The organism is Qipengyuania seohaensis, assembly GCF_002795865.1.
GTDB classification, from domain to species: Bacteria; Pseudomonadota; Alphaproteobacteria; order Sphingomonadales; family Sphingomonadaceae; genus Qipengyuania; species Qipengyuania seohaensis.
Window position 1 is genome coordinate 1,359,541 of sequence record NZ_CP024920.1, and the last position, 24,470, is coordinate 1,384,010.

The 24,470-nt window shown below is 64.4% G+C and carries 23 protein-coding genes; 13 read left to right on the forward strand and 10 right to left on the reverse strand.

The window, feature by feature from the left end; genetic code table 11:
* Entirely contained in the window at positions 1-681 is a 681-nt protein-coding gene (locus CVE41_RS06640) for a lysophospholipid acyltransferase family protein (RefSeq protein WP_100259949.1), read from the forward strand.
* Here the strand turns inward: CVE41_RS06640 and CVE41_RS06645 are convergent, their stop codons facing one another.
* Together CVE41_RS06645 and CVE41_RS06650 are read right to left on the reverse strand one after the other, a co-directional pair.
* A complete protein-coding gene (locus CVE41_RS06645) occupies positions 682-1,587 on the reverse strand; it encodes a prephenate/arogenate dehydrogenase family protein (protein WP_100259950.1) in 906 nt (301 codons plus the stop codon).
* On the reverse strand, positions 1,584-2,702 hold the full coding sequence (locus CVE41_RS06650; RefSeq protein WP_100259951.1) for a pyridoxal phosphate-dependent aminotransferase: 1,119 nt from the start codon (positions 2,700-2,702) through the stop codon (positions 1,584-1,586). The genes CVE41_RS06645 and CVE41_RS06650 overlap by 4 nt, the downstream gene beginning before the upstream one ends.
* A gap of 69 nt (positions 2,703-2,771) precedes the next feature.
* Here CVE41_RS06650 and metX point away from each other — a divergent pair, with 69 nt between their 5' ends.
* Positions 2,772-3,863: a homoserine O-acetyltransferase MetX gene (gene metX / locus CVE41_RS06655; protein ID WP_100259952.1), complete on the forward strand. Its 1,092-nt coding sequence runs from the start codon at positions 2,772-2,774 to the stop codon at positions 3,861-3,863.
* On the forward strand, positions 3,860-4,447 hold the full coding sequence (gene metW / locus CVE41_RS06660) for a methionine biosynthesis protein MetW (protein ID WP_100259953.1): 588 nt from the start codon (positions 3,860-3,862) through the stop codon (positions 4,445-4,447). The genes metX and metW overlap by 4 nt, the downstream gene beginning before the upstream one ends.
* Here metW and CVE41_RS06665 read toward each other — a convergent pair.
* On the reverse strand, positions 4,437-5,045 hold the full coding sequence (locus tag CVE41_RS06665; protein ID WP_100259954.1) for a DUF4126 domain-containing protein: 609 nt from the start codon (positions 5,043-5,045) through the stop codon (positions 4,437-4,439). The genes metW and CVE41_RS06665 overlap by 11 nt on opposite strands.
* Before the next feature lie 128 nt (positions 5,046-5,173).
* On the opposite strand from CVE41_RS06665, the gene CVE41_RS06670 reads away from it, so the two are divergent.
* Positions 5,174-5,944 (forward strand): head GIN domain-containing protein, encoded by a 771-nt coding sequence (locus CVE41_RS06670; protein WP_157799432.1) that lies wholly within the window; start codon positions 5,174-5,176, stop codon positions 5,942-5,944.
* 77 nt (positions 5,945-6,021) lie between these two features.
* On the opposite strand, the gene CVE41_RS06675 is transcribed toward CVE41_RS06670, so the two are convergent.
* The 4 genes from CVE41_RS06675 to CVE41_RS14605 all read right to left on the reverse strand — a co-directional run bounded on the left by CVE41_RS06675 (position 6,022) and on the right by CVE41_RS14605 (position 9,419).
* A complete protein-coding gene (locus CVE41_RS06675) occupies positions 6,022-7,200 on the reverse strand; it encodes an acetyl-CoA C-acyltransferase (RefSeq protein WP_100261403.1) in 1,179 nt (392 codons plus the stop codon).
* Between the two features lie 61 nt (positions 7,201-7,261).
* Positions 7,262-7,711, reverse strand: coding sequence for a MaoC family dehydratase (locus CVE41_RS06680; RefSeq protein ID WP_090476800.1), 450 nt, complete (start codon positions 7,709-7,711; stop codon positions 7,262-7,264).
* Between the two features lie 159 nt (positions 7,712-7,870).
* Positions 7,871-9,253 (reverse strand): putative O-glycosylation ligase, exosortase A system-associated, encoded by a 1,383-nt coding sequence (locus CVE41_RS06685; RefSeq protein ID WP_100259956.1) that lies wholly within the window; start codon positions 9,251-9,253, stop codon positions 7,871-7,873.
* Positions 9,246-9,419, reverse strand: a complete 174-nt coding sequence (locus tag CVE41_RS14605) for a hypothetical protein (RefSeq protein WP_157799433.1) — start codon at positions 9,417-9,419, stop codon at positions 9,246-9,248. Before CVE41_RS14605 ends, CVE41_RS06685 begins: the two co-directional genes overlap by 8 nt.
* A 101-nt stretch (positions 9,420-9,520) precedes the next feature.
* Between CVE41_RS14605 and CVE41_RS06690 the strand changes: the two genes are divergently transcribed.
* From CVE41_RS06690 to CVE41_RS06710, 5 genes are all read left to right on the forward strand, one after another.
* Complete coding sequence (locus CVE41_RS06690; RefSeq protein WP_100259957.1) at positions 9,521-10,753, forward strand: TIGR04063 family PEP-CTERM/XrtA system glycosyltransferase; 1,233 nt, start codon at positions 9,521-9,523, stop codon at positions 10,751-10,753.
* A complete protein-coding gene (locus tag CVE41_RS06695; protein WP_100259958.1) occupies positions 10,750-11,502 on the forward strand; it encodes a hypothetical protein in 753 nt (250 codons plus the stop codon). The genes CVE41_RS06690 and CVE41_RS06695 overlap by 4 nt, the downstream gene beginning before the upstream one ends.
* 263 nt (positions 11,503-11,765) lie before the next feature.
* Complete coding sequence (gltB, locus tag CVE41_RS06700) at positions 11,766-16,427, forward strand: glutamate synthase large subunit (RefSeq protein WP_100259959.1); 4,662 nt, start codon at positions 11,766-11,768, stop codon at positions 16,425-16,427.
* Positions 16,427-17,863, forward strand: coding sequence for a glutamate synthase subunit beta (locus CVE41_RS06705; RefSeq protein WP_100259960.1), 1,437 nt, complete (start codon positions 16,427-16,429; stop codon positions 17,861-17,863). The genes gltB and CVE41_RS06705 overlap by 1 nt, the downstream gene beginning before the upstream one ends.
* A gap of 107 nt (positions 17,864-17,970) precedes the next feature.
* Positions 17,971-19,164, forward strand: a complete 1,194-nt coding sequence (locus CVE41_RS06710) for a S8 family serine peptidase (RefSeq protein ID WP_100259961.1) — start codon at positions 17,971-17,973, stop codon at positions 19,162-19,164.
* An 8-nt stretch (positions 19,165-19,172) separates the two neighbouring features.
* Here the strand turns inward: CVE41_RS06710 and CVE41_RS06715 are convergent, their stop codons facing one another.
* On the reverse strand, positions 19,173-19,496 hold the full coding sequence (locus tag CVE41_RS06715) for a TraR/DksA family transcriptional regulator (RefSeq protein WP_100259962.1): 324 nt from the start codon (positions 19,494-19,496) through the stop codon (positions 19,173-19,175).
* Between the two features lie 163 nt (positions 19,497-19,659).
* Entirely contained in the window at positions 19,660-20,346 is a 687-nt protein-coding gene (locus CVE41_RS06720) for a uracil-DNA glycosylase (protein ID WP_100259963.1), read from the reverse strand.
* Between the two features lie 80 nt (positions 20,347-20,426).
* Here CVE41_RS06720 and CVE41_RS06725 point away from each other — a divergent pair, with 80 nt between their 5' ends.
* The 4 genes from CVE41_RS06725 to CVE41_RS06740 are packed head-to-tail and all read left to right on the forward strand — an operon-like array spanning position 20,427 to position 23,433.
* Entirely contained in the window at positions 20,427-21,044 is a 618-nt protein-coding gene (locus tag CVE41_RS06725; protein WP_100259964.1) for a ribonuclease D, read from the forward strand.
* 24 nt (positions 21,045-21,068) lie between these two features.
* A complete protein-coding gene (gene lptC / locus CVE41_RS06730) occupies positions 21,069-21,740 on the forward strand; it encodes an LPS export ABC transporter periplasmic protein LptC (RefSeq protein ID WP_100259965.1) in 672 nt (223 codons plus the stop codon).
* Complete coding sequence (locus tag CVE41_RS06735; protein ID WP_100261404.1) at positions 21,740-22,291, forward strand: LptA/OstA family protein; 552 nt, start codon at positions 21,740-21,742, stop codon at positions 22,289-22,291. The genes lptC and CVE41_RS06735 overlap by 1 nt, the downstream gene beginning before the upstream one ends.
* Positions 22,291-23,433, forward strand: a complete 1,143-nt coding sequence (locus CVE41_RS06740; RefSeq protein ID WP_100259966.1) for a nucleotidyltransferase domain-containing protein — start codon at positions 22,291-22,293, stop codon at positions 23,431-23,433. The genes CVE41_RS06735 and CVE41_RS06740 overlap by 1 nt, the downstream gene beginning before the upstream one ends.
* Here CVE41_RS06740 and holA read toward each other — a convergent pair.
* A complete protein-coding gene (gene holA / locus CVE41_RS06745; RefSeq protein WP_100259967.1) occupies positions 23,430-24,467 on the reverse strand; it encodes a DNA polymerase III subunit delta in 1,038 nt (345 codons plus the stop codon). The genes CVE41_RS06740 and holA overlap by 4 nt on opposite strands.
* Between the last annotated feature and the right edge of the window lie 3 nt (positions 24,468-24,470).

Sequence of the window (24,470 nt, forward strand, 5' to 3'; positions counted from 1 at the left end):
ATGATAGTCCTGCGCAATATCGCGTTCTACCTGGCGTTCTACTTCGGCTCGATCTTCATCACTGCCGCAGCGCTCGCCAGCGTGCCCTTCTCGAAACCTGCATTTCGCAGGCGGGTGGAGGATTGGAGCGGGTGGCAGCGCTGGTGCATGCAGACCTTCCTAGGGATCGAGCTTGTCATCGAGGGCAGCCCAGTCGGCGAACCGGCGCTTTACGCGGTCAAGCACGAGAGTTTCTTCGAGGCCATCGACGCGCCGACACTGTTCGACAGCCCGGCCGTATTCGCAAAGAAGGAACTCCACGGCATTCCCGGATGGGGCCGCGCGGCGGCCGCCTATGGGCTGATTTTCGTTGCACGCGAACAGGGCGCGAAGGCCCTGATGACAATGATCCGTTCGGCGAAGTCGCGCTCTGCCGACGGTCGCCCGCTGGTTATCTTCCCGGAAGGGACACGCGTCCCGCATGGTGAGCGGCGGCGGCTGCAATCGGGCTTTGCCGGGATATACAAGATGATCGGCCTGCCCGTCGTGCCGGTCGCGGTGAACAGCGGTCCGCTGTATCATCGCGGCCTCAAGAAGAAGGGCACGATCACCTATCGGTTCGGCGAGACGATCCCTGCAGGCCTGCCGCGCGACGAAGTGGAAGCACGGGTCCTCGACGCGATCAACGCGCTCAACGACTGATCAGTGATCCGACCGGCCGAAGTCCGGCCGTGCGTCGTCCTGCCCCTCTTCGATGATCGACCGGCGGATCGTGCGTGTTCGGTCGAACAGGTCGTGCAGCGTATCGCCATCGCCATTGCGGATCGCGCGCTGGAGCGCGGTGAGGTCTTCGGTGAAACGCCCCAGCACTTCGAGCACTGCATCGCGGTTCGACAGGAATACGTCGCGCCACATGACGGGGTTCGACGCGGCGATGCGGGTGAAATCGCGGAAGCCGCCTGCGGAGTATTTGATGACCTCACCCCGCGTCACATCCTCCAGGTCCGAGGCGGTGCCCACGATGGTGTAGGCAATGAGGTGGGGAATGTGGCTCGTCACGGCGAGGACGAGGTCATGGTGCGCGGCATCCATGATCTCTACCTTCGCGCCAAGCGCTTCCCAGAACACGGCGAGGTCGGCGACAGCCTCTTCGGGGGCATTTTCTGGCGGCGTGACGATGCACCAGCGATGCCGGAACAGTTCGGCAAACCCTGCTTCCGGACCGCTTTTCTCCGTGCCGGCGACAGGGTGCGCAGGAATGACCGTGGCATCCGGGAGAGCTTTGGCAAGGGCCGCCGCAACGCTCGCCTTGGAGGAGCCCACGTCGCTGACGATTGCGCCCGCCTTCAGCGCACCCGAGATCGCGCGCGCGGCTTTTTCCATCGCGCCGACGGGCACACACAGCACCACCAGATCGGCATCCGCAACCGCATCGCTGGCCGTTTCGCATACCGCACCCACCAGCCCCCGCTCAGCGGCACGCACTCGGACATCGGGATCGGCATCCCATCCCGTGGTGGCGATATGCGGGGCCATCTTGCCCGCAGCCAGTCCGATCGACCCGCCGATGAGGCCAAGACCGATGATGGCGACGCGCTCTATAGTCACGCCGCAGCCTCACACGCCTTGGCGAGGATGGCGGCGATCTCGCCCATCTGCTCGCGCGTGCCGATAGTGATCCTCAGCGCATGAGGAAGGCCCTGTGAGGGCAAGTGCCGTACGGCATATCCCCCTTCGGCCAATGCCTCCAATGCGGCATCTGCGCTCAGCGCGCCTTCGAACAGGACGAGCACGAAATTCGCCTCGCTCGGCTTGGCCCTGAGGCCGTGATTGCCGAGCGCCGCTATCTGGCGCTCGAAAGCATCGCGCGCGGCCAGATTTTCTTCGCAGGACTTGCGGACGAAAGCCATGTCGCCGACTGCTGCCAGAGCCGCGCGTTGCCCAGCCGCCGTGACATTGAAAGCGCCGCGCAGGCGGTTGAGCGCGCCGACGATTTCCGGCGCCCCGGTGGCCCAGCCGATGCGCTCCCCCGCAAGGCCGAAAGCCTTGGAAAAAGTCCGCGTGACGAGAACGTTGTCATGCTGCGCCGCCAGCTCCATCCCGCCATCGTCGAGGCCGGAGGCCAGGTATTCGACATAGGCATGGTCGATCACCAGCAGCACATCGCGCGGCAGGCCATCGTGGAGCCGCGCGACCTCGCCACGATCAAGCCATGTGCCGACCGGATTGTTCGGATTGTCGAGGAGGACCACGCGGGTCTTGTCGGTTACCGCGGCCAGCAGGGCATCGACGCTGGGCGCATGATCATCATCATCTGCGTAAACGATCTCTGCGCCCACCTTTGCCGCGAGCAGCGGGTAGAGCGAAAATGAGTAGCGCGCGCACACGACCTCGTCGCCCGGGCCCGCATAGGCCTGGACCGCGCCATGCAGCAGCTCTCCGGATCCTGCCCCGCACACGATGCGCGACGCATCGATTCCGTGGGCCGCGCCAAGTGCTTCGCGCAGGGCAGTGCTGTCGGGATCGGGATAAAGTGCCGGATTGCCGATATCGCTCAGCGCTTGAAGCGCGAGCGGGCTGCAGCCGTGCGGGTTCTCATTGGCCGAAAGCTTGACCAGCTCGCGCCCGTCGCTGCCTTTCGACTTGCCCGGCACATAGGCATGGATGCCCTCGATCCAGGGCTTTATTGTCGGGCGGGCGGCGCTGTCGGCTGTGTCTGTCATTGCGGCTTGTTCGCATGAAAGAAAAACGGCCCTTCGACAAGCACCTGCCTTGGCTGTAGAGGCCAAGGAATGGCCGGGGCGTCCCAAGTTTTGCAATTGACCGATCCACTGCCGCTCGACGGCGGGGGCGAGTTGCACGGTGCCGAGATTGCATTTGAGACCTATGGGACGCTGGCCGGTGATGGTTCGAACGCGATCCTGCTCTGCCACGCGCTGACCGGCGACCAGTATGTCGCATCGACCCATCCGGTAACCGGCAAGCCCGGCTGGTGGGAGCGCATGGTCGGACCCGGAAAGCCCATCGACACGGATCGCTATTTCGTGGTCTGCGCCAACGTCGTCGGCAGCTGCATGGGCTCGACCGGCCCGGCGAGCGAAGCGCTCGACGGCAAGCCTTATGCTATGCGCTTTCCCGTTATCACGATCCGCGACATGGTGCGCGGCCTCGTCGCACTGCTCGACGGGCTCGGCATCGAAAAGCTGCACGCGGTGGTCGGCGGATCGATGGGCGGGATGCAGGCGCTGAGCCTTGCCGCCAACTGGCCGGACCGGGCCGAACGCGTGCTCGTGATCGCATCGACCAGCCGTCATTCGGCGCAGAACATCGCCTTCCACGAACTCGGCCGACAAGCCGTCATGGCCGATCCCAATTGGCACCAGGGCGATTATTACGCGCAGGAGAGCCAGCCCGACAGCGGCCTTGCCGTCGCCCGCATGGCCGCGCACATCACCTATCTTTCCGAGGAAGCGCTGACCGGCAAGTTCGGGCGCAATCTGCAGGATCGCGACACCAAGAGCTTCGGCTTCGATGCCGATTTCCAGGTCGAAAGCTATCTGCGCTACCAGGGCAGCGGTTTCACGCGGCGGTTCGACGCCAATTCCTATCTCTATATTACGCGGGCGATGGACTATTTCGATTTGGCGGAAGAGCACGGGGGCAAGCTCGCCAATGCATTTGCCGGGACCGAGGCGCGCTTCTGCCTCGTCAGTTTCGACAGCGACTGGCTTTACCCGACAGCCGAAAGCCGCCACGTGGTGCATGCTTTGAATGCTGCGGGTGCGGCGGTGAGCTTCGTCGAATTGTCAGCCCCTCATGGACACGACAGCTTCCTGCTCGATGTCCCCGCACTCGACCGCGTGGTAAAGGGATTTATCGAGTGAGCGCCCTTCGCCCCGACCTTGCCGCCATAGCCTCTGCGATCGAACCGGGCACCCGCGTGCTCGATATCGGCTGCGGCGACGGCGCCCTACTGGCCGAGCTTCGCGCAACCAAAAGCGTCGATGCGCGCGGAATCGAAATCGACGGCGGCTGCGTCGAACGCTGCGTGGCGCAAGGGCTTTCGGTGGTGCAGGGCGATGCCGACAGCGCGCTCGCGGATTATCCGGACAAGGGCTTCGATTACACAGTCCTAAGCCAGACGCTGCAGACCGCGCGGCGGCCCGACCTCATGCTCGACCAGTTGCTGCGCGTGGGCAAGCAGGCCTTCGTCTCGTTTCCCAATTTCGCCCATTGGCGCACGCGCGGCGCGCTGATGTTCGGCGGACGCATGCCGGTCACCCGCTCGATCCCGGTCAGCTGGTACGAGACGCAGAACATCCACCATGTGACCGTGAAAGACTTCCGCGAACTGGCACGCGAGAAGGATGCGCGGATCGAGCATGAATGGTTCTTCGCCAATGAGAAACCGGTTTCGGGCGCGGCGAACCTGCGCGCCGAATTCGCGGTGTTCCTGCTCAGCCGCTAGGCGGGTCGACGGATTTACCCGCACCGAAGAAGGAGCGGATCAGCCTGCGGGCGGTCAGGATCAGCCAGACAGTGAGGCCCAGCAGCACCAGCGCGATTGCGCCTGCCGCGTAGGGATATTCGTACGCAAGATAGAGCAGGCCGACCGTTGCCACGTCTTCCACCGTGGAGACGGCGACATTGCTCACCGGCTCGGGGCTGGCATTGACCACGCCGCGGGCGCCCGCCTTGCCGGCATGCGCGGTCAGCGCCGCCCCGCCGCCCAAGAGGAAAGCGACGACCTGCGTCGCGGGATCGGAAGGATCGACGATGGCGAGTGCCAGCAGCGCGCCGCCAATAGGCCGGATGAAAGTGTGGACCGCGTCCCATGCGCTATCGAGCCACATGACCTTGTCGGCGAAGAATTCGGCCACGGCGGCAATCGCAGCGATCCCCATGATCCACGGGTTCGCCAGCACATCGAGGCTCTGCAAATGTTCGGGCAAGGGGATCGCATCCAGCCGCATCGCAAGCCCGGTTGCGAAGATCGACAAATACAGACGCCAGCCAGCCAGCAGGCTGACGCTTCCGGCTATCCCGATGATTTCCATCACTCCCATAAATGCCAGTATGCCTTCGATTTCCCATTCGTCCAACGACCAAGTGCAAACGACGAGCGGGAATTGACCCTCACGGCGATGCGGGGCTATCGTTTACAAATGTCAACGCAACCTATCGGGAGGACAGGATGACACGTAGATTCACCATCGCCGCCACCCTTGCGGCCACTTCGCTCGCCGCTTGCAGCAGCGCGAATGCGGGGCCGCAAACGCACACCACCACCTCGCACAACACCTCGGTCTCGGTCTATCGGAGCGGCGAAACGCAGATCGTGGGATCGGGCGTCGTGGTCGAAGAGAACAGGCGTATTCCGGCCTTCGGTGCCCTGGCCATCGACGGCCCTGTGGATGTCGTGATCCGGCAGGGTGCACCCTCGCTCCGGCTCGTCGCGGAAGACAACATCATCGGCCTGATCGAAGCGAGGAAGGACGGGGACACGCTGTCTCTGACGACAGAGGGCAGCTTCCGCGCTAAGAAACCGATCCTTGCCTACCTTTCGGTACCCGACCTGCGGGAAGTGACGATCAACGCCAGCGGCGACGTGCGCCTCGAAGGCTGGGATGCCCCCGCACTCTCGCTGTCGATCCGCGGCAGCGGAGATATCGAGGTCGACGGATCGGTCGACGATATTCGTGCACGCATCGGCGGTTCGGGCGATATCGACCTTGCCCCCGTCCGCGTGGCGCGGGTCGATGCGGCAATTAACGGGTCCGGCGATGTTGCGATCGGGTCGGTCGACCGGCTGGTCGCGTCCATCAACGGATCGGGCGATATCCGCGCAGGCGATGTCGGAGAGCTATCGGCAGACGTGAATGGAACGGGCGACATCAGCTATCGCAGCGCGCGCCTCATCTCCAGGCGCGAGGTCAATGGCATCGGCGATATCCGCGTCCGCTGATCCACCCGTCAACGGCAAAGAAAAAGGGCGGCACCGTTTGCGCGGCGCCGCCCTTCTTTCGTCTGTAATGAGAAGGGTTAGAAAATCTCGAACAGGCCCGCTGCGCCCATGCCGCCGCCGACGCACATGGTGACGACGCCGTATTTCGCCTTGCGGCGCTGGCCTTCGCGCAGGATGTGGCCGACGCAGCGCGCGCCGGTCATACCGTAGGGGTGGCCGATCGAGATCGAGCCGCCGTTGACGTTGAGCTTGTCGTTGTCGATGCCCAGCTTGTCGCGACAGTAGAGGACCTGCACGGCGAAGGCTTCGTTCAGTTCCCACAGATCGATGTCCTCGACCTTCATGTCGAATCGTTCGAGCAGCTTGGGGATCGCGAAGATCGGGCCAATGCCCATCTCGTCGGGCTCGGTGCCCGCAACCGCCATGCCGATGTAACGGCCGAGCGGGTTGAGGCCGCGCTTTTCGGCTTCCTTGGCTTCCATGACGACGACCGCTGCCGAACCGTCGGACAGCTGGCTGGCGTTACCGGCAGTGATCGTGGTGCCCGGGCCCATGACCGGCTGCAGCGAGGCGAGGCCTTCGAGCGTGGTCGAGGGGCGGTTGCCTTCGTCCTTGGCGATCGTCACGTCTTCGTCGGAAACCTCGCCAGTTTCCTTGTTCATCACCTTGTGCGTGGTGCTGACCGAGACGATCTCGTCGTCGAATATACCGGCGTCCTGTGCGGCAGCAGTGCGCTGCTGGCTCTGCAGCGCGTACTCGTCCTGCGCTTCGCGGCTGATGCCGTAACGCTGGGCGACTGTTTCCGCCGTCTGGAGCATCGGCATGTAGATTGCGCCGTGCATCGCGACCAGTTCGGGGTCCATGGCAACCCGCATTTCCTTGGTCTGCACGAGGCTGATCGATTCCTGGCCGCCCGCCGCAACGATCTGCATGCGGTCGGTGATGACCTGCTTGGCAGCCGTGGCGATGGTCATCAGGCCCGAAGAGCACTGGCGGTCGATGGTCATGCCCGACACGCCGATCGGACAACCGGCACGCAGCGCGACCTGGCGGGCGAGGTTGCCGGCCTGCGCGCCTTGCTGGAGCGCGGCGCCCCACAGCACGTCGTCGACTTCGCCGGCATCGATGCCAGCGCGCTCGATCGCGGGCTTCAGCGCATAGGAGCCGAGCGTAGCGCCCGGCGTGGAGTTGAAAGCGCCCTTGTAGGCTTTGCCCATACCGGTACGGGCGGTGGAAACGATGACTGCGTCACGCATGGTCATTCCTTAAATCTATCTGGTCGTTGAACGTCTGTTTCTCCCGGGGAGGGGAAAGAAATCAGACGAAGTACATGGTCATCCATTCGCAGATCAGGGCGGGCTTGTCCTCGCCTTCGATCTCGATGGTGATCTCCATGGTCTGCTGCCACTGGCCGGGGCGCTTCTCGGTCATTTCGAGCAGCTTCCAGTGGCCGCGGATCTTCTTGCCCGAGCGAACCGGGTTGATGAAGCGGGTTTTGTTGCCGCCGTAATTGACGGCCATCTTGATCCCGTCGACGCGCGGCACATCGCTGTTCGCGGTGAGGTAAGGGATCATCGAAAGCGTCAGGAAGCCGTGGGCAATGGTGCCGCCGAAGGGCGTCATCTTGGCCGCTTCCTCGTTTACGTGGATGAACTGGTGGTCACCGGTCGCATCGGCAAACTGGTTGATGCGCTCCTGGCTCATTTCGACCCATTCGCTGGTGCCGACCTGTTCGCCAACCTTGGCTGCTACGTCCTGGGGGGTCATTGCTCGCTCTCCTCGAAAACTTGCTGAATTACGCGACTCCACATCGCATTTGCGCGCGGACTCATGGCGCATGGAGAGGGGCTGTGCAACCGCCGGAAAGCTGCCGTTACGGCATCGCGGGACTACGGGCCGGACGGTGAAGCGTCGCGCAGAGACCCGCTATGATGAAGCCACTTCGCGCCCACGCTCGCGGCGGGCAGCGAGGCGTTTCTTGCGATCGCGCTGGTTCTCGCGCCGGTCGCCCTGCGCCACCAGTCCCGCCAGCGCCATCTGCATGGCAAGCACGGTCATGATGAAGGGCTGGTAAGCCACCCCTACGAACAGCGCACCGAACAGGTAGACAAGTTGCACCTGCTGGAGCGCATTGGCGAGCGTTCCCCATCGCTGCAATTCCGGATCGTCCGAAGCCCGGCCGCGCCTGCGCAGCCGCTCCATCGCGATGAGCCCCGTGCCGTGCAGGAGGATCCACAGGAAGAAGCCGAAGATGCCCTGTTCGCCCAGAACTTCGAAATAGCTGGAATGGAAGGCGCGCCGGGATTCGGTTACCTCCCTCCTTTCCGTGCGTTCGACATTGCCTTCGCGAATTGTTTCGACGGTTTCGTAGGTAAAGGAATTGGCGAGGTAGACGTCGAAACCGCCGCCGAGGGGATTTTCCGCGACATAGTCGAGCGTCCAGTCCCAGACCTGGAGGCGCGTCGAAGCGGACTGGTCGGCCTGGTAATTGGTGATGGTCCCCATGCGTTCCTGGAACGACTGCGGCAGGAATGGGATGGAAATCAGCACCGCGAGGCCTGCGGCTGCACCGAAAGCGAACTTGTTCGGCACGGAACGCAGCAGGAGCAGGCCGAGAAACGCTATGCACAGGAGCCCCGTCCTCGCCTGTGTACCGATAGGGATCAGCAGCGATGCGCCCGTAAGCGCGACAGCCAGGAAGATCGCGCTCTTCGTCCGTGCCGGAAGGATCGTCCCGTGCATGGCGAGCCACCAGACCAGCGGGATGCAGGCGATGGTCACGGTCGACAGCGTACTGCCCTCGTAAATCCCCGAATTGCTTGCCGAAAGCGTAACCAGAACTCCGTAACCGCCGCCTGTCAGCAGGGTCTTGATGCCGCCCGAAATGACGATGGTCGCAAGCGACAGGACTGCGACATAGACGGCCGCCTCCAGCCGCAGCCGCGTTCGCAGGACCAACGGCAGGAACAGGGCGAAGAGCATCGATTTCCATACCCAGGCCCATTTCGAGGCCGCGCTTTCGGGAAACTGCGCAATCATGGTGGTGAAGCCGCACCAGAGAAGGAAGGCCAGCAGGATGCCTTGCCTTGCCGAGACCTGCGTCCCCTTCTTGTTGTCGAACATGAACCAGCCGGCGAAGGCCAGGATGAAGGTGATCAGCGAAATCTTGAGGTCGGGCAGGAACACGTATCCCACCTGCTGCGGGACGACGATGTCGACATACATATAGGCGAGCACCCAGATGAAGGGTCGGCGCAGGCCCAGCACCACGAGCACGGCGAGGAATGCCAGGATAAGGAAGTCAAACATCGCCGCCACTTCCCTTTTGGCGGGTACGGCGCTTGCGCGCGCCTGAGCTGTTCTCCGCCGGCGGAGGCGCGGCGAACGGATCGTCCAGATCCTCGCGCGCAAGCAGTCGCCAGCACACGAGCATGATCAGCCCATGGGTCAGAAAAATGGCGAAATAATCGATCACGCTAGGTTATGGTCCGCCCGTTGCCCGCCAAACGGCGTGTCACCCGGTAACAGCACAGGGTTGACGCGTCGTTAAGCCTGTTGTGTCACAGGAAGGCGATAATGACACGGGTCCTTCACATCCTCGACCACTCGCTGCCCCTCCATTCGGGCTATACCTTCCGCACGCGCGCCATCCTGAAGAGCCTGCAGGCGGCAGGATGCAATGTGCAGGCGGTGACCGGACAACGTCACTCGGCAGACGGGCCCGATATCGAGGAAATCGACGGATTGATCTTCCATCGTACCCCCGGCACCCCGTCGGGACCGCCCGTTGCGCGCGAGATGCGCGAAGTCGCTATGCTGAGGAAAACGATCGAGACCGTCGCGTCGCAATGGCGTCCCGACATCATCCACGCCCACTCGCCCGCGCTTTGCGGCATGGCAGCGATGAAAGCCGCACGCAGCCTGGGTGTGCCGATGGTCTACGAGATCCGAGCCTTCTGGGAAGATGCCGCCGTCGGCAATGGCACCGGCAGCGAAGGCTCGGCCAAATACCGCCTGACCCGTGCACTGGAAAACCGCGTGGTCAAACGGGCCGATGCCGTCTTCACGATATGCGAGGGCTTGCGCAGCGACCTTGCCATGCGGGGTCACGACGCGGGCAAGATCGGACTTTCGCCCAATGGCGTCGACCTGTCGCTGTTCGGTGAGCCGCCGCCACGCGATAATGGCCTGGCGGCAAGGCTTGGCCTTGGAAGCGGACCCGTGATCGGTTTCATCGGCAGCTTCTACGATTACGAAGGGCTGGACGACCTGATCGACGCCATGCCCGCCTTGCGCGACCGTCATCCCGACGCGCGCCTCCTGCTGGTCGGCGGCGGGCCGCGCGAAGGTGCGTTGCGGGCGCAGGCCAAGGCATCACCTGCGGCAGATGCCATTATCTTCACCGGCCGTGTCCCGCATGACGAGGTCGATCGCTATTATTCGGTAATCGACGTGCTTTCCTATCCGCGCAAGAAGTCGCGCCTCACCGATCTCGTCACACCGCTCAAACCGCTCGAGGCGATGGCGCAGCGCCGGATCGTCGCCGCCAGCGACGTAGGTGGGCACCGCGAACTGATCGAGGATGGTGTAACCGGACAGCTCTTCCCGCCCGACGATCCCGGGGAAATCGCAAAGTCGCTGGCAAGCCTGATCGACCGCCGCGAAGAATGGGACACGATGCGCGAGGCCGGGCGCGATCATGTGGCCGCACATCACGACTGGGGACGCAATGTCGCGCGTTATCGCGAGATTTACCAGGCGCTGGTAGAAGCGGCTGCGCCGAAGCGAACGGGAATTGAGCAGGCATGAGCTACACCGAAGAAACCAGCATGACGCAGCGCGCATGGTTCCGCCCCGTGGTAGGACTGTGGTTCGCCCTCCTCCTCGGCGCAGGGACGCTCGGCGTGCTTTACGTGATGGCCCCCGCGACACGCGATTACTACTTCGCGCGCATCGGGCTGGCCGGGCTGCACCCCTATTTCGAAGCACCTGTCGGCATGGCGGGATTTGCCGCCGTCGCAGCTGTGGCCGCGCTTGTCGGAATGGTGCTCGGGATGATCATTGCGGCGCGTCTCGCCAAGCGGGACGATGCGGACCTCGAAGAGGAATGGGCCGATGAAGACGCCCCCGAGGACGTCGTGGAAGAGGAACCGGCGCGAAACCGCGTTCTCTCGGCCCGGGACGATATCGACGAGGACGGCATCGCCATTACCGAGACCGCGGAGTTCGTTGAGATCGAAGAGCCGGTCGAGACCGGGGTCGAGTTCCTCGAAGAAGAGGCGCATTTCGACGCCTCCCACGAAGAAGACACGCACACGCCTGCCCCCGTGCGCGCCGCAGAGAACCTTTCCCTCGACCAGCTGACCGCGCGTCTTGCCACCGCGCTCGAAGCGCACAAGGCCGCCGCAGCCACCGCCGCGCAGGACGAAGACACCGAGCAGGTTATCTCTTTCCTGCGCCGCGAGGCCGAGCGCGAGGGCGGCGAATCGGCACAGGACCCGCAGGCCGCGTTGCGCAGCGCGCTCGACAAGCTGGGCCGCGTCGGCAAGGCCGACTGACTTCCCCGCCCCCGCTGCCGCTACGTCCGCCCTGCGCGGATACGAATTCCTCTATGCTGCAATGCGGTAAAACGCCCTAAAACTTGGCCCGCGTGAAATTTTGCTACCGTCCCGAGCCATTGCAAAAGCGGTTTCGTATCGGCAAAGGGATGCTTCGCGAAATTTTGGCAGCGCCAGATGCGGCGCTGCGACATTTTGACTCGCCTCTGTCCTTCCCTTCGGTCGGCAATGGAGACGGGTTCGGTTGGAGGACGCCTCGGCGCATGCAGGTTCCGCATTCTTCTTTTCCCGCCCCCCAGGGCTTGTACGATTCCGCCAATGAGCACGACGCCTGCGGTGTCGGCATGGTGGCGCACATCAAGGGCGAGAAGAGCCACGAAATCATTACCCAGGCGCTGACCATCCTCGCCAATCTCGACCATCGCGGTGCGGTGGGCGCGGACCCGCTGCTGGGCGATGGTGCGGGCATCCTCATCCAGACCCCCGATCCGCTGATCCGTAAATGGGCGAAGGCAAAAGGGTACGACCTGCCCGAAGAAGGCGATTACGCCGTGGCCATGTGCTTCCTCCCGCAACAGGACGAGGCGCGCGAATTCGTCGAGAAGCAGCTCGAACGCTTTGCCGAAAAGGAAGGCCAGCGCGTGGTCGGCTGGCGCGATGTGCCCGTCACGCTCGACGGGCTGGGCAAGGCAGTCATCGATTCCATGCCGGTCATCCGCCAGTGCGTGATCGCGCGCGGACAGAACTGCCTTGATCGCAGCGCCTTCGAGCGCAAGCTGGTGGTGATCCGCAAGCAGACGCTGAACCCGCTCGCGGCGCTGGAAGACAAGCACGGCATCCCGGGCCTGAGCAAGGCCTATATCCCGAGCTTTTCCAGCCGCACGGTGGTCTACAAGGGCCTGCTGCTCGCCAACCAGGTCGGCACCTTCTACGACGATTTGCGCGACCCCGACTGCGTGTCGGCGCTCGGCCTCGTCCACCAGCGTTTCAGCACCAACACCTTCCCCAGCTGGCGGCTTGCCCACCCCTATCGCTTCATGGCGCACAACGGGGAAATCAACACGGTCCGCGGCAATGTGAACTGGATGGAAGCGCGCCGCCGCACGATGGAAAGCGAACTGCTGGGCGCCGACCTCGACAAGATGTGGCCGCTGATCCCGCATGGCCAGTCCGACACGGCCTGCCTCGACAATGCGCTCGAACTGTTGCTGACCGGCGGATACGACCTCGCGCACGCGATGATGATGCTCATGCCCGAAGCCTGGGCGAAGAACGAGCAGATGGATCCCGCGCGCCGTGCGTTCTACGAATATCACGCGGCGCTCATGGAGCCGTGGGACGGCCCCGCAGCGGTGTGCTTTACCGACGGCCGCCAGATCGGCGCCTGCCTCGATCGCAACGGCCTGCGCCCTGCGCGCTATTGCACCACCAAGGACGACCTCGTCGTGCTCGCCTCGGAAAGCGGCGTGCTGCCGTTCGCGGAAGAGGACATCACCCGCAAGTGGCGCCTGCAGCCCGGCAAGATGCTGCTGATCGACCTCGAAGAAGGCCGCATCGTCGAGGACGAGGAACTGAAAGCCGGTCTCGCCGCTGCCGAACCTTACGAGGCGTGGCTGGAAAAGGCGCAGTACAAGCTCGAAGACCTCGACCATATCGAGCCCGACCTTTCCGAGATCCCGCAGAGCGATATCGCGCTGCTCAACCGCCAGCAGGCGTTCGGCTACACGCAGGAAGACATCCAGCGCTTCCTCGAGCCCATGGCCGCGAATGGCGAAGACCCGATCGGGTCGATGGGTACCGACACGCCCATCGCCGTGCTGAGCCAGAAGAGCCGCCTGCTTTACGATTACTTCAAGCAGAACTTCGCGCAGGTCACCAACCCGCCGATCGACCCGATCCGCGAGGAACTGGTCATGAGCCTCTTGTCCATGATCGGCCCGCGTCCCAACCTGCTCGGCCGGGACGGGGGTACGCACAAGCGCCTCGAAGTGAAGCAGCCGATCCTCACGAACGACGAGCTGGCGAAAATCCGCTCGGTCGGCGTGGCTCTCGACGGGGCCTTCCGTACCGCGACGATCGACATCACCTGGGATGCCGCCACCGGCGCGGATGGCCTTGCCATGGCCCTGAAGGAAATGTGCTGGGCCGCGACCGAGGCCGTGCTCGGCGATGCAAACATCCTCATCCTGTCGGATCGTAACCAGGGGCCGGAGCGCATCGCCATGCCGGCGCTGCTGGCAACTGCGGCCGTGCACCACCAGCTCGTGAGGCAGGGCCTGCGTATGCAGACCGGCCTTGTCATCGAAACCGGCGAAGCACGCGAAGTGCACCATTTCTGCGCGCTGGCAGGCTATGGTGCGGAAGGGATCAATCCCTACCTCGCTTTCGAAACGCTCGAGGACCTGCGCGCGCGCAAACTGCCCGAACTGGATGCGGGCGAAGTCGAGAAGAATTTCGTGAAGGCCGTGGGCAAGGGCATCCTGAAGGTCATGTCCAAGATGGGAATTTCGACCTACCAGTCCTATTGCGGCGCGCAGATCTTCGACGCGGTCGGCCTGTCGAGCGAGTTCATCGAAACTTATTTCAAGGGCACGGCAACCACGATCGAGGGCATCGGCCTTGCCGAAGTGGCGGAAGAGACCGTGCGCCGTCACGCGCAGGCTTTCGGCGACAGCCCGCTCTACAAGGGCATGCTCGATGTGGGCGGTATCTACCAGTACCGCATCCGCGGCGAAGACCACGCCTGGACCCCGCAGAACATTGCAAACCTCCAGCACGCCGTGCGCGGCAGCGATCCCAAGAATTACGAGGAATTCGCCAGGAGCGTGAACGAGCAGTCCGAACGGCTGCTGACCATTCGCGGACTGATGGAACTGAAGAAGGCCGAGCGTCCGCTCGACCTGTCCGAAGTCGAACCGGCGGCCGACATCGTCAAGCGCTTCAGCACCGGCGCGATGAGCTTCGGCTCGATCAGCCATGAAGCGCATTCGACCCTCGCCATCGCCATGAACCGCCTCGGCGGGCGTTCGAACACGGGCGAAGGCGGCGAGGAGCCGGAGCGTTTCCAGCCGCTGCCCAATGGCGATTCCATGCGCAGCCGCATCAAGCAGGTCGCCTCGGGCCGCTTCGGCGTGACGACGGAATATCTCGTCAATTCCGACGACATCCAGATCAAGATGGCGCAGGGCGCAAAGCCGGGCGAAGGCGGCCAGCTGCCCGGCCACAAGGTCGACAAGCGCATCGGCAAGGTACGTCATTCGACGCCGGGCGTGGGCCTCATCTCGCCCCCGCCGCACCACGACATCTATTCGATCGAGGATCTCGCGCAGCTGATCCACGACCTCAAGAACGTGCAGCCAGAAGCGCGCATTTCCGTGAAGCTGGTGTCCGAAGTCGGCGTCGGCACGGTTGCCGCGGGCGTTTCCAAGTCGAAGGCCGACCACCTCACTATCTCGGGCTATGAAGGCGGCACGGGCGCAAGCCCGCTGACCAGCCTCACCCATGCCGGTAGCCCATGGGAAATCGGCCTCGCCGAAACGCAGCAGACGCTCCTCCTCAACGATTTGCGCAGCCGTATTGCGGTGCAGGTCGACGGCGGCCTGCGCACGGGCCGCGACGTTGCCATCGGCGCGCTGCTCGGCGCGGACGAGTTCGGTTTCGCCACTGCCCCGCTGATCGCAGCGGGCTGCATCATGATGAGGAAGTGCCACCTCAACACCTGCCCCGTCGGCGTCGCCACCCAGGACCCGGTGCTTCGCAAGCGCTTCACCGGCACGCCGGAACACGTCATCAACTACTTCTTCTTCGTGGCCGAAGAACTGCGCCAGATCATGGCGGAAATGGGCTTCCGCACGATCGAGGAGATGGTCGGCCGCGTGGACCGTGTCGACATGCGCCGGGTGCGCCGCCACTGGAAGGCGCACGGCGTCGACCTGAAGCGCATCCTCCACGAGGTCCCGCTCGACGAAGGCAAGTCGCTGAATCACACCGAAACGCAGGATCACGGCCTCGGCGCTGCGATGGACGTCGAACTGATCAAGGCGTGCAAGCCTGCCATCGAAAGCGGGCAGGCCGTCCAGGTGTCTCGCGATATCCGCAATGTGAACCGCACCGTCGGCACCATGCTGTCGGGCCGCATAGCGGAAGCATATGGCCATACAGGACTGCCGCAGGACACGATCCGCATCGATTTGAAGGGCGTTGCCGGACAGAGCTTTGGCGCATGGCTCGCCCACGGTGTCACCATGAGCCTGACCGGCGATGCCAACGATTATGTCGGCAAGGGCCTCTCCGGCGGGCGCATCGTCGTCAGGCCGCCCGAAGGCGTCTCGCGCGATCCGACCGACAACATCATCGTCGGCAACACCGTCCTCTATGGCGCGATCGCGGGTGAAGCCTATTTCGCAGGCGTTGCAGGCGAACGCTTCGCCGTTCGCAATTCGGGCGCGGTCGCAGTAGTCGAGGGCACGGGCGACCATGCGCTCGAATACATGACCGGCGGCGTGGTCTGCGTGCTCGGCAAGACCGGCCGCAATGTCGCAGCCGGGATGAGCGGCGGCATCGCCTATGTCTACGATCCTGAGGGCGCGTTCGACGCGCTGGTCAACCATGCGCAGGTCGATATCCTCGACGTGACGCCGGGCGACGGAGAGGGCGCGGAGAAGAGCTGGGGCCATCCGCAGCAACGCGCCCAGACGGTCGACGATGCAGGCATGGGCGATCCGCTCTATCACGATGCGGAACGCCTCAAGATCCTGGTCGAGAGGCATCATCTTCACACTGGTTCGGCACGCGCCAAGGCGCTGCTCGACGACTGGTCGAACGAACTGAAAAACTTCCGCAAGGTAATGCCGCGCGATTACGCGCGCGCGCTCAAGTCGCTCGAGGAAGAGCGCGAGCAGGCGGCAATGGAGGCTGCAGAATAATGGGCAAGGAAACAGGTTTCCTCGAGTACGATCGCGAAGAGCGTGAATACGTCGCACCCGAAGAACGGCTGAAGACCTACAAGGAATTCACGCTTCCGCAGAGCGCCGACGCACTGAAGCGCCAGGCCGCGCGGTGCATGAACTGCGGCATTCCCTATTGTCACAACGGCTGTCCGGTGAACAACATCATCCCGGACTGGAACCACCTCGTCTACGAAGACGACTGGCAGAACGCGCTCGAGGTGCTGCACTCGACCAACAACTTCCCGGAGTTCACCGGCCGCATCTGCCCCGCCCCGTGTGAGGCGGCCTGCACGCTCAACATTGTCGACAGCCCGGTGACCATCAAGTCGATCGAATGCGCGATCGTCGACAAGGGATGGCAGGAAGGCTGGATCAAGCCGCAGGTGCCCGAAAAGCAGACCGGCAAATCGGTCGCGGTGATCGGGTCCGGACCCGCCGGCCTCGCCGCCGCGCAGCAATTGGCACGCGCCGGCCATGCCGTGACTGTTTTCGAAAAGTCCGACCGGATCGGCGGCCTCCTTCGTTACGGCATTCCCGACTTCAAGATGGAAAAGCACCTCATCAACCGCCGCGCGGTGCAGATGGAGGCCGAGGGCGTACAGTTCCGCACCTCCAGCGAAGTGGGCGTGGAAGTCAGCTTCGAGGCGCTGAAGGAGAATTTCGACGCGGTCGTCCTGGCAGGCGGCGCGGAAGAAGCGCGCATGCTCGATATTCCGGGCGCGGAATTGTCCGGCGTGCGCTTCGCGATGGAATTCCTCACCCAACAGAACAAGCGCAATGCGGGCGACGACGAAGTGCGCGCCGCACCGCGCGGCAGCCTGACGGCGACCGGCAAGCACGTGATCGTGATCGGCGGCGGCGACACCGGGTCGGATTGCGTGGGCACGTCCAACCGCCAGGGCGCCGCGAGTGTCACGCAGCTGGAAATCATGCCCAAGCCCCCGGAAAAGGAAGACAAGGCGCTGACCTGGCCCGACTGGCCGCTGAAGCTGCGCACATCATCCAGCCACGAAGAGGGCGCGGAGCGTGACTGGGCTGTCCTGACCAAGCGCGTGGTCGAGGAAGGCGGCGATGTCGCGGGCCTCGAATGCGTACGCGTGGAATGGAAAGACGGCCGCATGGTCGAAGTCGAAGGCAGCGAGTTCACGCTGAAGGCCGACCTCATCCTCCTTGCCATGGGTTTCACCGGCCCCAAGCGCCGCGGCCTGCTCGACCGCGCGGGCGTTGAACTGGACGCGCGCGGCAACGTGAAGGCCGACACCAACCGCTACGCCACCAGCGAGCCGCACGTGTTCACCTGCGGGGACATGCGTCGCGGCCAGAGCCTGGTCGTCTGGGCCATCCGCGAAGGCCGCCAGTGCGCCCGCGCGGTGGACGAGGCGCTGATGGGGGCCAGCGAACTGCCGAGGTGAAGCCGCCTCCAGCCGATTCGACGTATGAAGCGAAATGGAGTAGGCTGGTCGCTCGCTAGAACAGAATAACGCACGCATCGCGGGTCGCTTGGAGAAGGGGATCTTCGATGACCGCTCGCACACGCGTAGCCCTTTTGGGCGTTACTTTCCTGTTGGCACCTGCGGCCATGGCCCAATCGGTCGGCGACCCGGTGCCCGACACTTTCGTCTGCACTCTCGTCAACGGACCGGTTAGCACGACTTACGAAGCGAACCGCGCGGCCAGCGGGGCTGGCGGGCGTGTCCTCCATACCTATTCGCGCATTTTCAACGGCTTCGCACTCAGGGTCTCTGACAGGGCAATAGACACGCTCGTCGAACGCAACCCGATGATCTCGGGCTGCACGCAAGCGGTCTATGTCGGATTACCCGACGCGGGAGCAGCCGCCCGCGGGGCGCCCAAGCCCGATGGCGGGGGCGGAAAACCCGACAATGGCGGCGGCGGCGGAGGCGGCAAGCCGGGCGGAAGCGGCGGCAGCGACCAGACTGTCCCCTGGGGTGTAGCTCGAGTCGGTACCGGCACGCCCAGCGGTAGCGTCGCCTGGGTCGTCGATACCGGAGTGGACGTTGATAACCCCGATCTCAACCTCGTCGGCAGCGCGGAATTTCTCACGGCGGAAACCTTCGGTGGAAACCCCAATTCCGTCGACGACCTCAACGGACATGGCACCCACGTCGCCGGCACGATCGCCGCAATCGACAATACGATTGGCGTGGTCGGCGTGGCGCCAGGAGCGCCGGTCTATTCCGTACGCGTGCTCGATTCTCTCGGGGTAGCACCGGACAGCGATGTCGCTGCGGGTCTCGATTACGTGGCGGCCCATGCCTCGCCCGGCGATGTCGTCAATCTCAGCCTCACGGCAGACCAGGGATCGACCATTCTCGATGCAGGCGTCCAAGCGCTGGCAGGAGCGGGCGTTTTTGTCGTCATGGCAGCAGGAAACAGCGGCGTGAACGTCGACAGCGGCTCCGTATCGCCAGCCTATAACAACGGGGCGAACCTTTTCACCGTGTCCGCCATCGACAAGCGCAGCAATCTCGCTTCCTTCTCGAATTACGGAGCTTCGGTGGATTACGCGGAGCCGGGAGTTCGGATACTCTCCCTTGCTCCGGGCGGAGCAACCACCAACAAGGACGGCACCTCGATGGCAGCGCCGCACCTGAGCGGCATCCTGCTGGTGACCGGAGGCAGTGTCGGTAGCGACGGTCAGGTCAATCGGGACAAGGACGGCACCGCCGAACCGGTCGGCGTACTGCCCTGACCGGAGGCTTAGGCACACGCGACGCAGCGCGCGACACTAGGGTCGTGTTGAAGCCGCTTCGCTGCGATCTCGTTTCCGCACGCCGTGCACCAGCCCCATTCGCCCTCGTCGATCCGGTTCAGCGCGGCTTCAATCCGAGCGCGCTCGGCAACCCGGCGCCGCGCAGTCGCTTGCGCCATCGCCTGCTGCTGCATCGCATCCATCCGGCTCAGCCGGCCGACGCTGTCCTGTTGCAGTTCGACCGTATCGCGCGAATCCGCATTGGCAGCGTCCTGCGCGTCCAACGCCTCGCGGCGTGCGATCAGCTTCTTGCGGGCCTCGGCCTCGGTCATTTCCTACTCCCTCTTTGCAGCGTAAGCGTTGGGACCAGCTCTTTCAAATCGTGGATATGGGCGGAAGCATGCCGCCTGACTGTCAACCGGGCTTTCGGTCAGTTTCTCGTTGAATTTCAGAAGGTAAAACACCGGATCGCAGGGCGACACACTGTCAACTTCGTCACCCGCCAAGCCGCCAGTCCACTGCCCCGCGCCCATGCTCCTCCAGGAATGCGTTCGCGCGGCTGAAGGGTTTCGAGCCGAAGAAGCCGCGATAGGCGGACAGCGGGCTGGGATGCGGGCTGGCGATGACATGATGGGGGCCCGCTTTCAGGGCGCCGACACGCTTGGCCTTGGCCTGCGCATGGCTGCCCCACAGGATGAAGACCGAAGGCTCTTCGCGAGCCGCGACTGCCGCGACGCAGGCATCGGTCACCGCGTCCCAGCCGCGTCCGGCATGGCTGCCTGCCTGCCCTGCCTCGACCGTCAGCGTATTGTTGAGCAGTAGCACGCCCTGCCGCGCCCATGGCGTCAGGTCGCCATGCCCGGGCGGCGCGATGCTGCAATCGGCCTCCAGCTCCTTGTAGATATTGGCAAGGCTGGGCGGGACCTTCACGCCTTCGGGAACGGAGAAGCTGAGGCCCATCGCCTGCCCCGGCCCATGATAGGGATCCTGCCCGAGGATCACGACTTTCACGGCATCCAGCGGAGTGAGTTCGAGCGCCTTCAACCGGCTGCCGCGCGGCGGGTAGACGGTCTTGCCAGCCTCCTCCTCCGCCCGCAGCCAGCCGCCGAGCTTACGCGCTTCCCCGCCGCCCAAAACGGGATCGAGGACCGGCTTCCAGCTGTCAGGCACGTTCTCGCTCATGGAGTGCACTCTGCCCCCGGTTCGGTTGGCAAACCAGTGGCCCCTTCCCTACAATCCCCAATCGGCCTAAGGCGCGGGGCATGGCAGTTCACTTTCACGAAGAAGACCTCCCCGAAGGCGTGCTCGCAGATGGCCCGGTGGCCGTCGATACCGAGACCATGGGGCTCATCACCATCCGCGACCGGCTGTGCGTGGTCCAGATCAGCGACGGCAAGGGTGACGAGCACCTCGTGCGCTTCGGCCCGGACAGCACCTATGACGCGCCAAACCTCAAGGCTGTCCTTGCGGACCCGGAACGGCTCAAGCTGTTCCACTTCGCGCGCTTCGACCTCGCCGCGATCGAGTATTATCTCGGGGTCACCGCGGCGCCCTGCTATTGCACCAAGATCGCCAGCAAGCTGGTGCGCACCTATACCGATCGCCATGGCCTCAAGAACCTGGTCGAGGAACTGCTTGGCGAAAACATCTCCAAGGCTCAGCAGAGCAGCGATTGGGGCGGCCCCGAGCTCAACCAGGCGCAGCGCGAATACGCCGCCAGCGACGTGCGCTTCCTTCACCGGATGCGGGAAGAGCTGAACAAGCGCCTCGAACGCGAAGGCCGGATGGAACTGGCAGAGGCCTGTTTCGATTTCCTTCCTGCACGCGCCCATCTCGACATTCTCGGCTGGGCCGACCACGACATCTTCAGCCACGCGTAAGGGCAAGGCAGGCAGCAGGACCCCATGATACGTCGCCGCAAGCGCAGGATCGAAACGCCAGAAGCGCAGCAACTCCGCTCGCGCCGCCAGCATTTCGCCGCGCCCGGAGGCAGTCACGACAAGCTGGTCCACTTCCTCGCGCGCGCCCTGCCGATGGGTGTCGGGGTGCTGGCGGCGCTGATGGTCATCACCCCGCTCAGCCCGCGCGGCGAAATCAGCTTCCTGCTCGATCGCAACGAAGTCGCAGTGATCCAGGAACGCCTTCGCGTCGACAATGCCCTTTATCGCGGCACCGACGCGCAGGGTCGCCCGTTCTCATTGACCGCGGATGAAGCCGTCCAGCGGTCGAGCGCGGAAGGGATCGTGCGGATGCGCGATATCGTCGCCCGCCTGCTGATGGCAGAAGGCCCCGCGCGGATCAGCGCGGAAGGCGGCCAGTACGACATCGATGCCGAGCGGATCGATGTGACCGGCACCATGCGCATGGAGGCCGCCGACGGCTATCGTATGCGCGCCAGCGGCGTCTCGGTCGAACTCGACACAAAGACAGTGACCGGCGCGGGCGGCGTCGAAGGCGCAGTGCCGGCCGGCACATTCAGCGCCAATCGCCTCGACGCCGATCTTGCGGCAAGGACTGTAACCCTATCGGGCGATGCGCGCTTGCGCATGGAGCCCGGAAAGCTGAGAATGCCATGATGAAGCAGCACCTGCCCGCAATGACCAAATCGCTCCTCGCCGGTTTCGCGCTTACCTGCGCGGCGCTCGGCGGAATGCAGCTGAATGCGCAGGCCATCGCCAGCCACAATTCGAACGCGCCGGTGTCCTTCGATGCCGGTCGGATCGAGCTGCAGGATCGGCAGAACCGCGTGGTCCTTTCAGGCGCAGTACGCATCACGCAGGCCGGCCTGACGCTGAACGCAGCGCGCACCGTCGTCGATTACAGCGATGCCGGAACGCTGGAGATCCAGCGCATCCTGGCCACCGGCGGCGTGACCGTTTCGCGCGGCAATGAACGCGCGAGCGGCGATACCGCGGTGTACGACTTCAACCGGCGGATCATCACGATGGCCGGAAATGTCAGCCTCAATCGCGGGAGCGACCGCCTGAACGGCGGGCGGCTCGTTATCGACCTCGCGAGCGGCGTTTCCAGCGTCGATGGCCGAGCGAGCGGGTCGTCTTCGGTGACGGGCGACACCCAGCAATCGGGCGGCCGCGTCACGGGCACCTTCTCCGTCCCGCAAGACTGATGCGCCGCGCCCTGCTGGCGCTGACAGGCTATCGCTCAGGCGAGATCGGGACGCTGACCGAAGGGCAGTGGCAATCTCTCGACCGGCTCGCGGCGGGCCATCGGTTGCAGCCGCATTTGCACGGCAAGCTGGTGCGCAGTGAAATCGAGGCGGAGGTGCCCGCCGTAATCGCGCAAGGCTGGCAGAAGGCACACCGCTTCAATGCGATCGACCAGCTCGTCCAGCGGCGGGCGCTGGCGCAGGTCGCAGAGACGTTGGGCGAACGCGGCATCGCAGTCGTCGCGCTCAAGGGTTCGGCGCTGGCGTGGAGCGTGTGGCCCTCGCCTGCAGAGCGGGTCATGCGCGATATCGATGTGCTGGTCCCGCAACCGCAAGCGAGCGGGGCCTATCGGGCGCTGCGGGATGCGGGCTGGCAGGCACCGCAAGCGGATGGCGAATTGCTCGACCGCATGGCTCGCGAGGAAACGCACCTGCCACCGCTGCTCTCTCCAGACGGGGTCACGTGCGAAGTGCACGCCCACGCTTGGGCCAGCGCGCCGCTGGCCAGTGTGGCGATGCCGCTGTGCGATGACGACCGTATGCTGGCGCGTGCCGTTCTGGACGATACGCTCGGCATGCTCGTGCCCGCAGACGAGGACATGCTCGTCCACTTGGTGGTGCATTGCGCGGTGTCCCATCTCTTCAATGTCGGACCTCTCGGACTGATAGACATCGATTATCTCGTCGCTGGGCGGCAAGTCGATTGGGATGCGTTCTGGCAGCGCGCGCAAAGTGAGGGATTCGCGCGCCCGGCAGCGCTGGTCGTTGCCCTGACAGACCGGTGGGTGCGACCCGGATTTCAGGAGAACGCCGGCTGTCCGATCCGCGCCGACGCTGCGCTGCTCGACCGGACCCAGGACCTGCTTGTCCAAGATCCCGAAGCGCGGAAGGACATCAACGCGATTGCAGGGTTGGCGACCGGAGAACGAGGTACACGTCTGAAGGAAGCACCGCTCGACCAAGCGGAGGGCTCGACAGGATTCCGCCGTCTCGGGCGCCTCGCAGGTCGCGGCGCATCACTGGCGGGCACGCTGCTGAAGAAGCAGAACCGCAGCGACGGGTTGGCAACGGCCGACCTGGCTCGCTGGTTGTCCGAAGACTAACGGCGCGCGGCCAATCGGGCGAGGTTCGTAAGACCCTGAGCCAGCAGCAGTTCCGCCGCCTGGCTGTTCGACAGGAGGTCCCGGTGCAGCTTGGTCAGGCCATTGGTCAGCCGGTCGAGCTTGGGCCCGCGCCAGCGATTGACCTGGTCGGCGATGTCGCGCTCTTCCTTCCAGAAGATGCCGAGCCGGGCTTTCTGGCTCTTGTCGAGATCCTGGTACCTGCGGTTGCCAAGTGCTGCCGAAATGCGCGCCAGTTGGGCAGCGCGGCGTTCGATCGCCAGCAGAGTGCCGACCGGGTTTAACCCGACCTGCTTCATCCGCGCGATTTCCGCACCGATCTTGCCTGTCTGCCCGCCGAGCACCGCGTTGACGAGGCTTGCGAAGCCTTCCTCCTCGCTCGCCGCGCCGATGGCATCGAGATGCTCCATCGTGCCCGGCCGGGGCGATTGGGCGGTGGCATCGAGATAAGTCGCCAGCTTGGTGACCTCGCTCTGCGCCAGCCGCACGTCGAGATTGGCCCCGCGTGCAATCCTCTCGGCCACCGCCTGGTCGAGGCGCACGCCCGCAGCATCGCCCATCGCCCGCACGGACTGCGTTACCGAGCGCAAATCGGGCGGATAGAACATCGCAACGACCGCATCCTTGCGCTTCTCGAGCAGCTTCGCCGTGCGCGATTTGTCGGTGGCCGAAGTCGCGACGACGATGACCGGGCATGCTTCGCCCGCGCCCATCTCGCCCGTCTTGATCAGCGTTTCGAGCGCGGCATGGGCCTCGTCCCCGGTGACCCGGGACCAGATATGCCGCTTGTCGCCGAAGAGGGAGGAAGAGCGCGCCTCGTCGCCCAGTTTCGCGGGATCGGCACGCATGTCCGCGCCGGGAATCTCCACCCTCTCGCCTGCGTCGGGCAAAGCTGCGACCAGCTCGCGCGCAGCGGCGCTGGCACCCGCTTCATCCTGGCCGCAAAAGAAGAAAATGGAGCAATCCTTCGCGAGGCCCTGCAGCTTCGCCGCGAATTCATTGCCCCTGACCTTCACGCC

What these genes read in the sequence shown, in the direction of transcription:
- CVE41_RS06640 (WP_100259949.1), top strand. Translation starts at nt 1, where the DNA reads ATGATAGTCCTGCGCAATATCGCGTTCTACCTGGCGTTCTACTTCGGC.
- CVE41_RS06650 (WP_100259951.1), bottom strand. Translation starts at nt 2,702, where the DNA reads ATGACAGACACAGCCGACAGCGCCGCCCGCCCGACAATAAAGCCCTGG.
- metX (WP_100259952.1), top strand. Translation starts at nt 2,772, where the DNA reads ATGGCCGGGGCGTCCCAAGTTTTGCAATTGACCGATCCACTGCCGCTC.
- CVE41_RS06665 (WP_100259954.1), bottom strand. Translation starts at nt 5,045, where the DNA reads ATGGGAGTGATGGAAATCATCGGGATAGCCGGAAGCGTCAGCCTGCTG.
- CVE41_RS06670 (WP_157799432.1), top strand. Translation starts at nt 5,174, where the DNA reads ATGACACGTAGATTCACCATCGCCGCCACCCTTGCGGCCACTTCGCTC.
- CVE41_RS06675 (WP_100261403.1), bottom strand. Translation starts at nt 7,200, where the DNA reads ATGCGTGACGCAGTCATCGTTTCCACCGCCCGTACCGGTATGGGCAAA.
- CVE41_RS06680 (WP_090476800.1), bottom strand. Translation starts at nt 7,711, where the DNA reads ATGACCCCCCAGGACGTAGCAGCCAAGGTTGGCGAACAGGTCGGCACC.
- CVE41_RS06685 (WP_100259956.1), bottom strand. Translation starts at nt 9,253, where the DNA reads ATGTTTGACTTCCTTATCCTGGCATTCCTCGCCGTGCTCGTGGTGCTG.
- CVE41_RS06690 (WP_100259957.1), top strand. Translation starts at nt 9,521, where the DNA reads ATGACACGGGTCCTTCACATCCTCGACCACTCGCTGCCCCTCCATTCG.
- CVE41_RS06695 (WP_100259958.1), top strand. Translation starts at nt 10,750, where the DNA reads ATGAGCTACACCGAAGAAACCAGCATGACGCAGCGCGCATGGTTCCGC.
- gltB (WP_100259959.1), top strand. Translation starts at nt 11,766, where the DNA reads ATGCAGGTTCCGCATTCTTCTTTTCCCGCCCCCCAGGGCTTGTACGAT.
- CVE41_RS06705 (WP_100259960.1), top strand. Translation starts at nt 16,427, where the DNA reads ATGGGCAAGGAAACAGGTTTCCTCGAGTACGATCGCGAAGAGCGTGAA.
- CVE41_RS06710 (WP_100259961.1), top strand. Translation starts at nt 17,971, where the DNA reads ATGACCGCTCGCACACGCGTAGCCCTTTTGGGCGTTACTTTCCTGTTG.
- CVE41_RS06715 (WP_100259962.1), bottom strand. Translation starts at nt 19,496, where the DNA reads ATGACCGAGGCCGAGGCCCGCAAGAAGCTGATCGCACGCCGCGAGGCG.
- CVE41_RS06720 (WP_100259963.1), bottom strand. Translation starts at nt 20,346, where the DNA reads ATGAGCGAGAACGTGCCTGACAGCTGGAAGCCGGTCCTCGATCCCGTT.
- CVE41_RS06725 (WP_100259964.1), top strand. Translation starts at nt 20,427, where the DNA reads ATGGCAGTTCACTTTCACGAAGAAGACCTCCCCGAAGGCGTGCTCGCA.
- lptC (WP_100259965.1), top strand. Translation starts at nt 21,069, where the DNA reads ATGATACGTCGCCGCAAGCGCAGGATCGAAACGCCAGAAGCGCAGCAA.
- CVE41_RS06735 (WP_100261404.1), top strand. Translation starts at nt 21,740, where the DNA reads ATGAAGCAGCACCTGCCCGCAATGACCAAATCGCTCCTCGCCGGTTTC.
- CVE41_RS06740 (WP_100259966.1), top strand. Translation starts at nt 22,291, where the DNA reads ATGCGCCGCGCCCTGCTGGCGCTGACAGGCTATCGCTCAGGCGAGATC.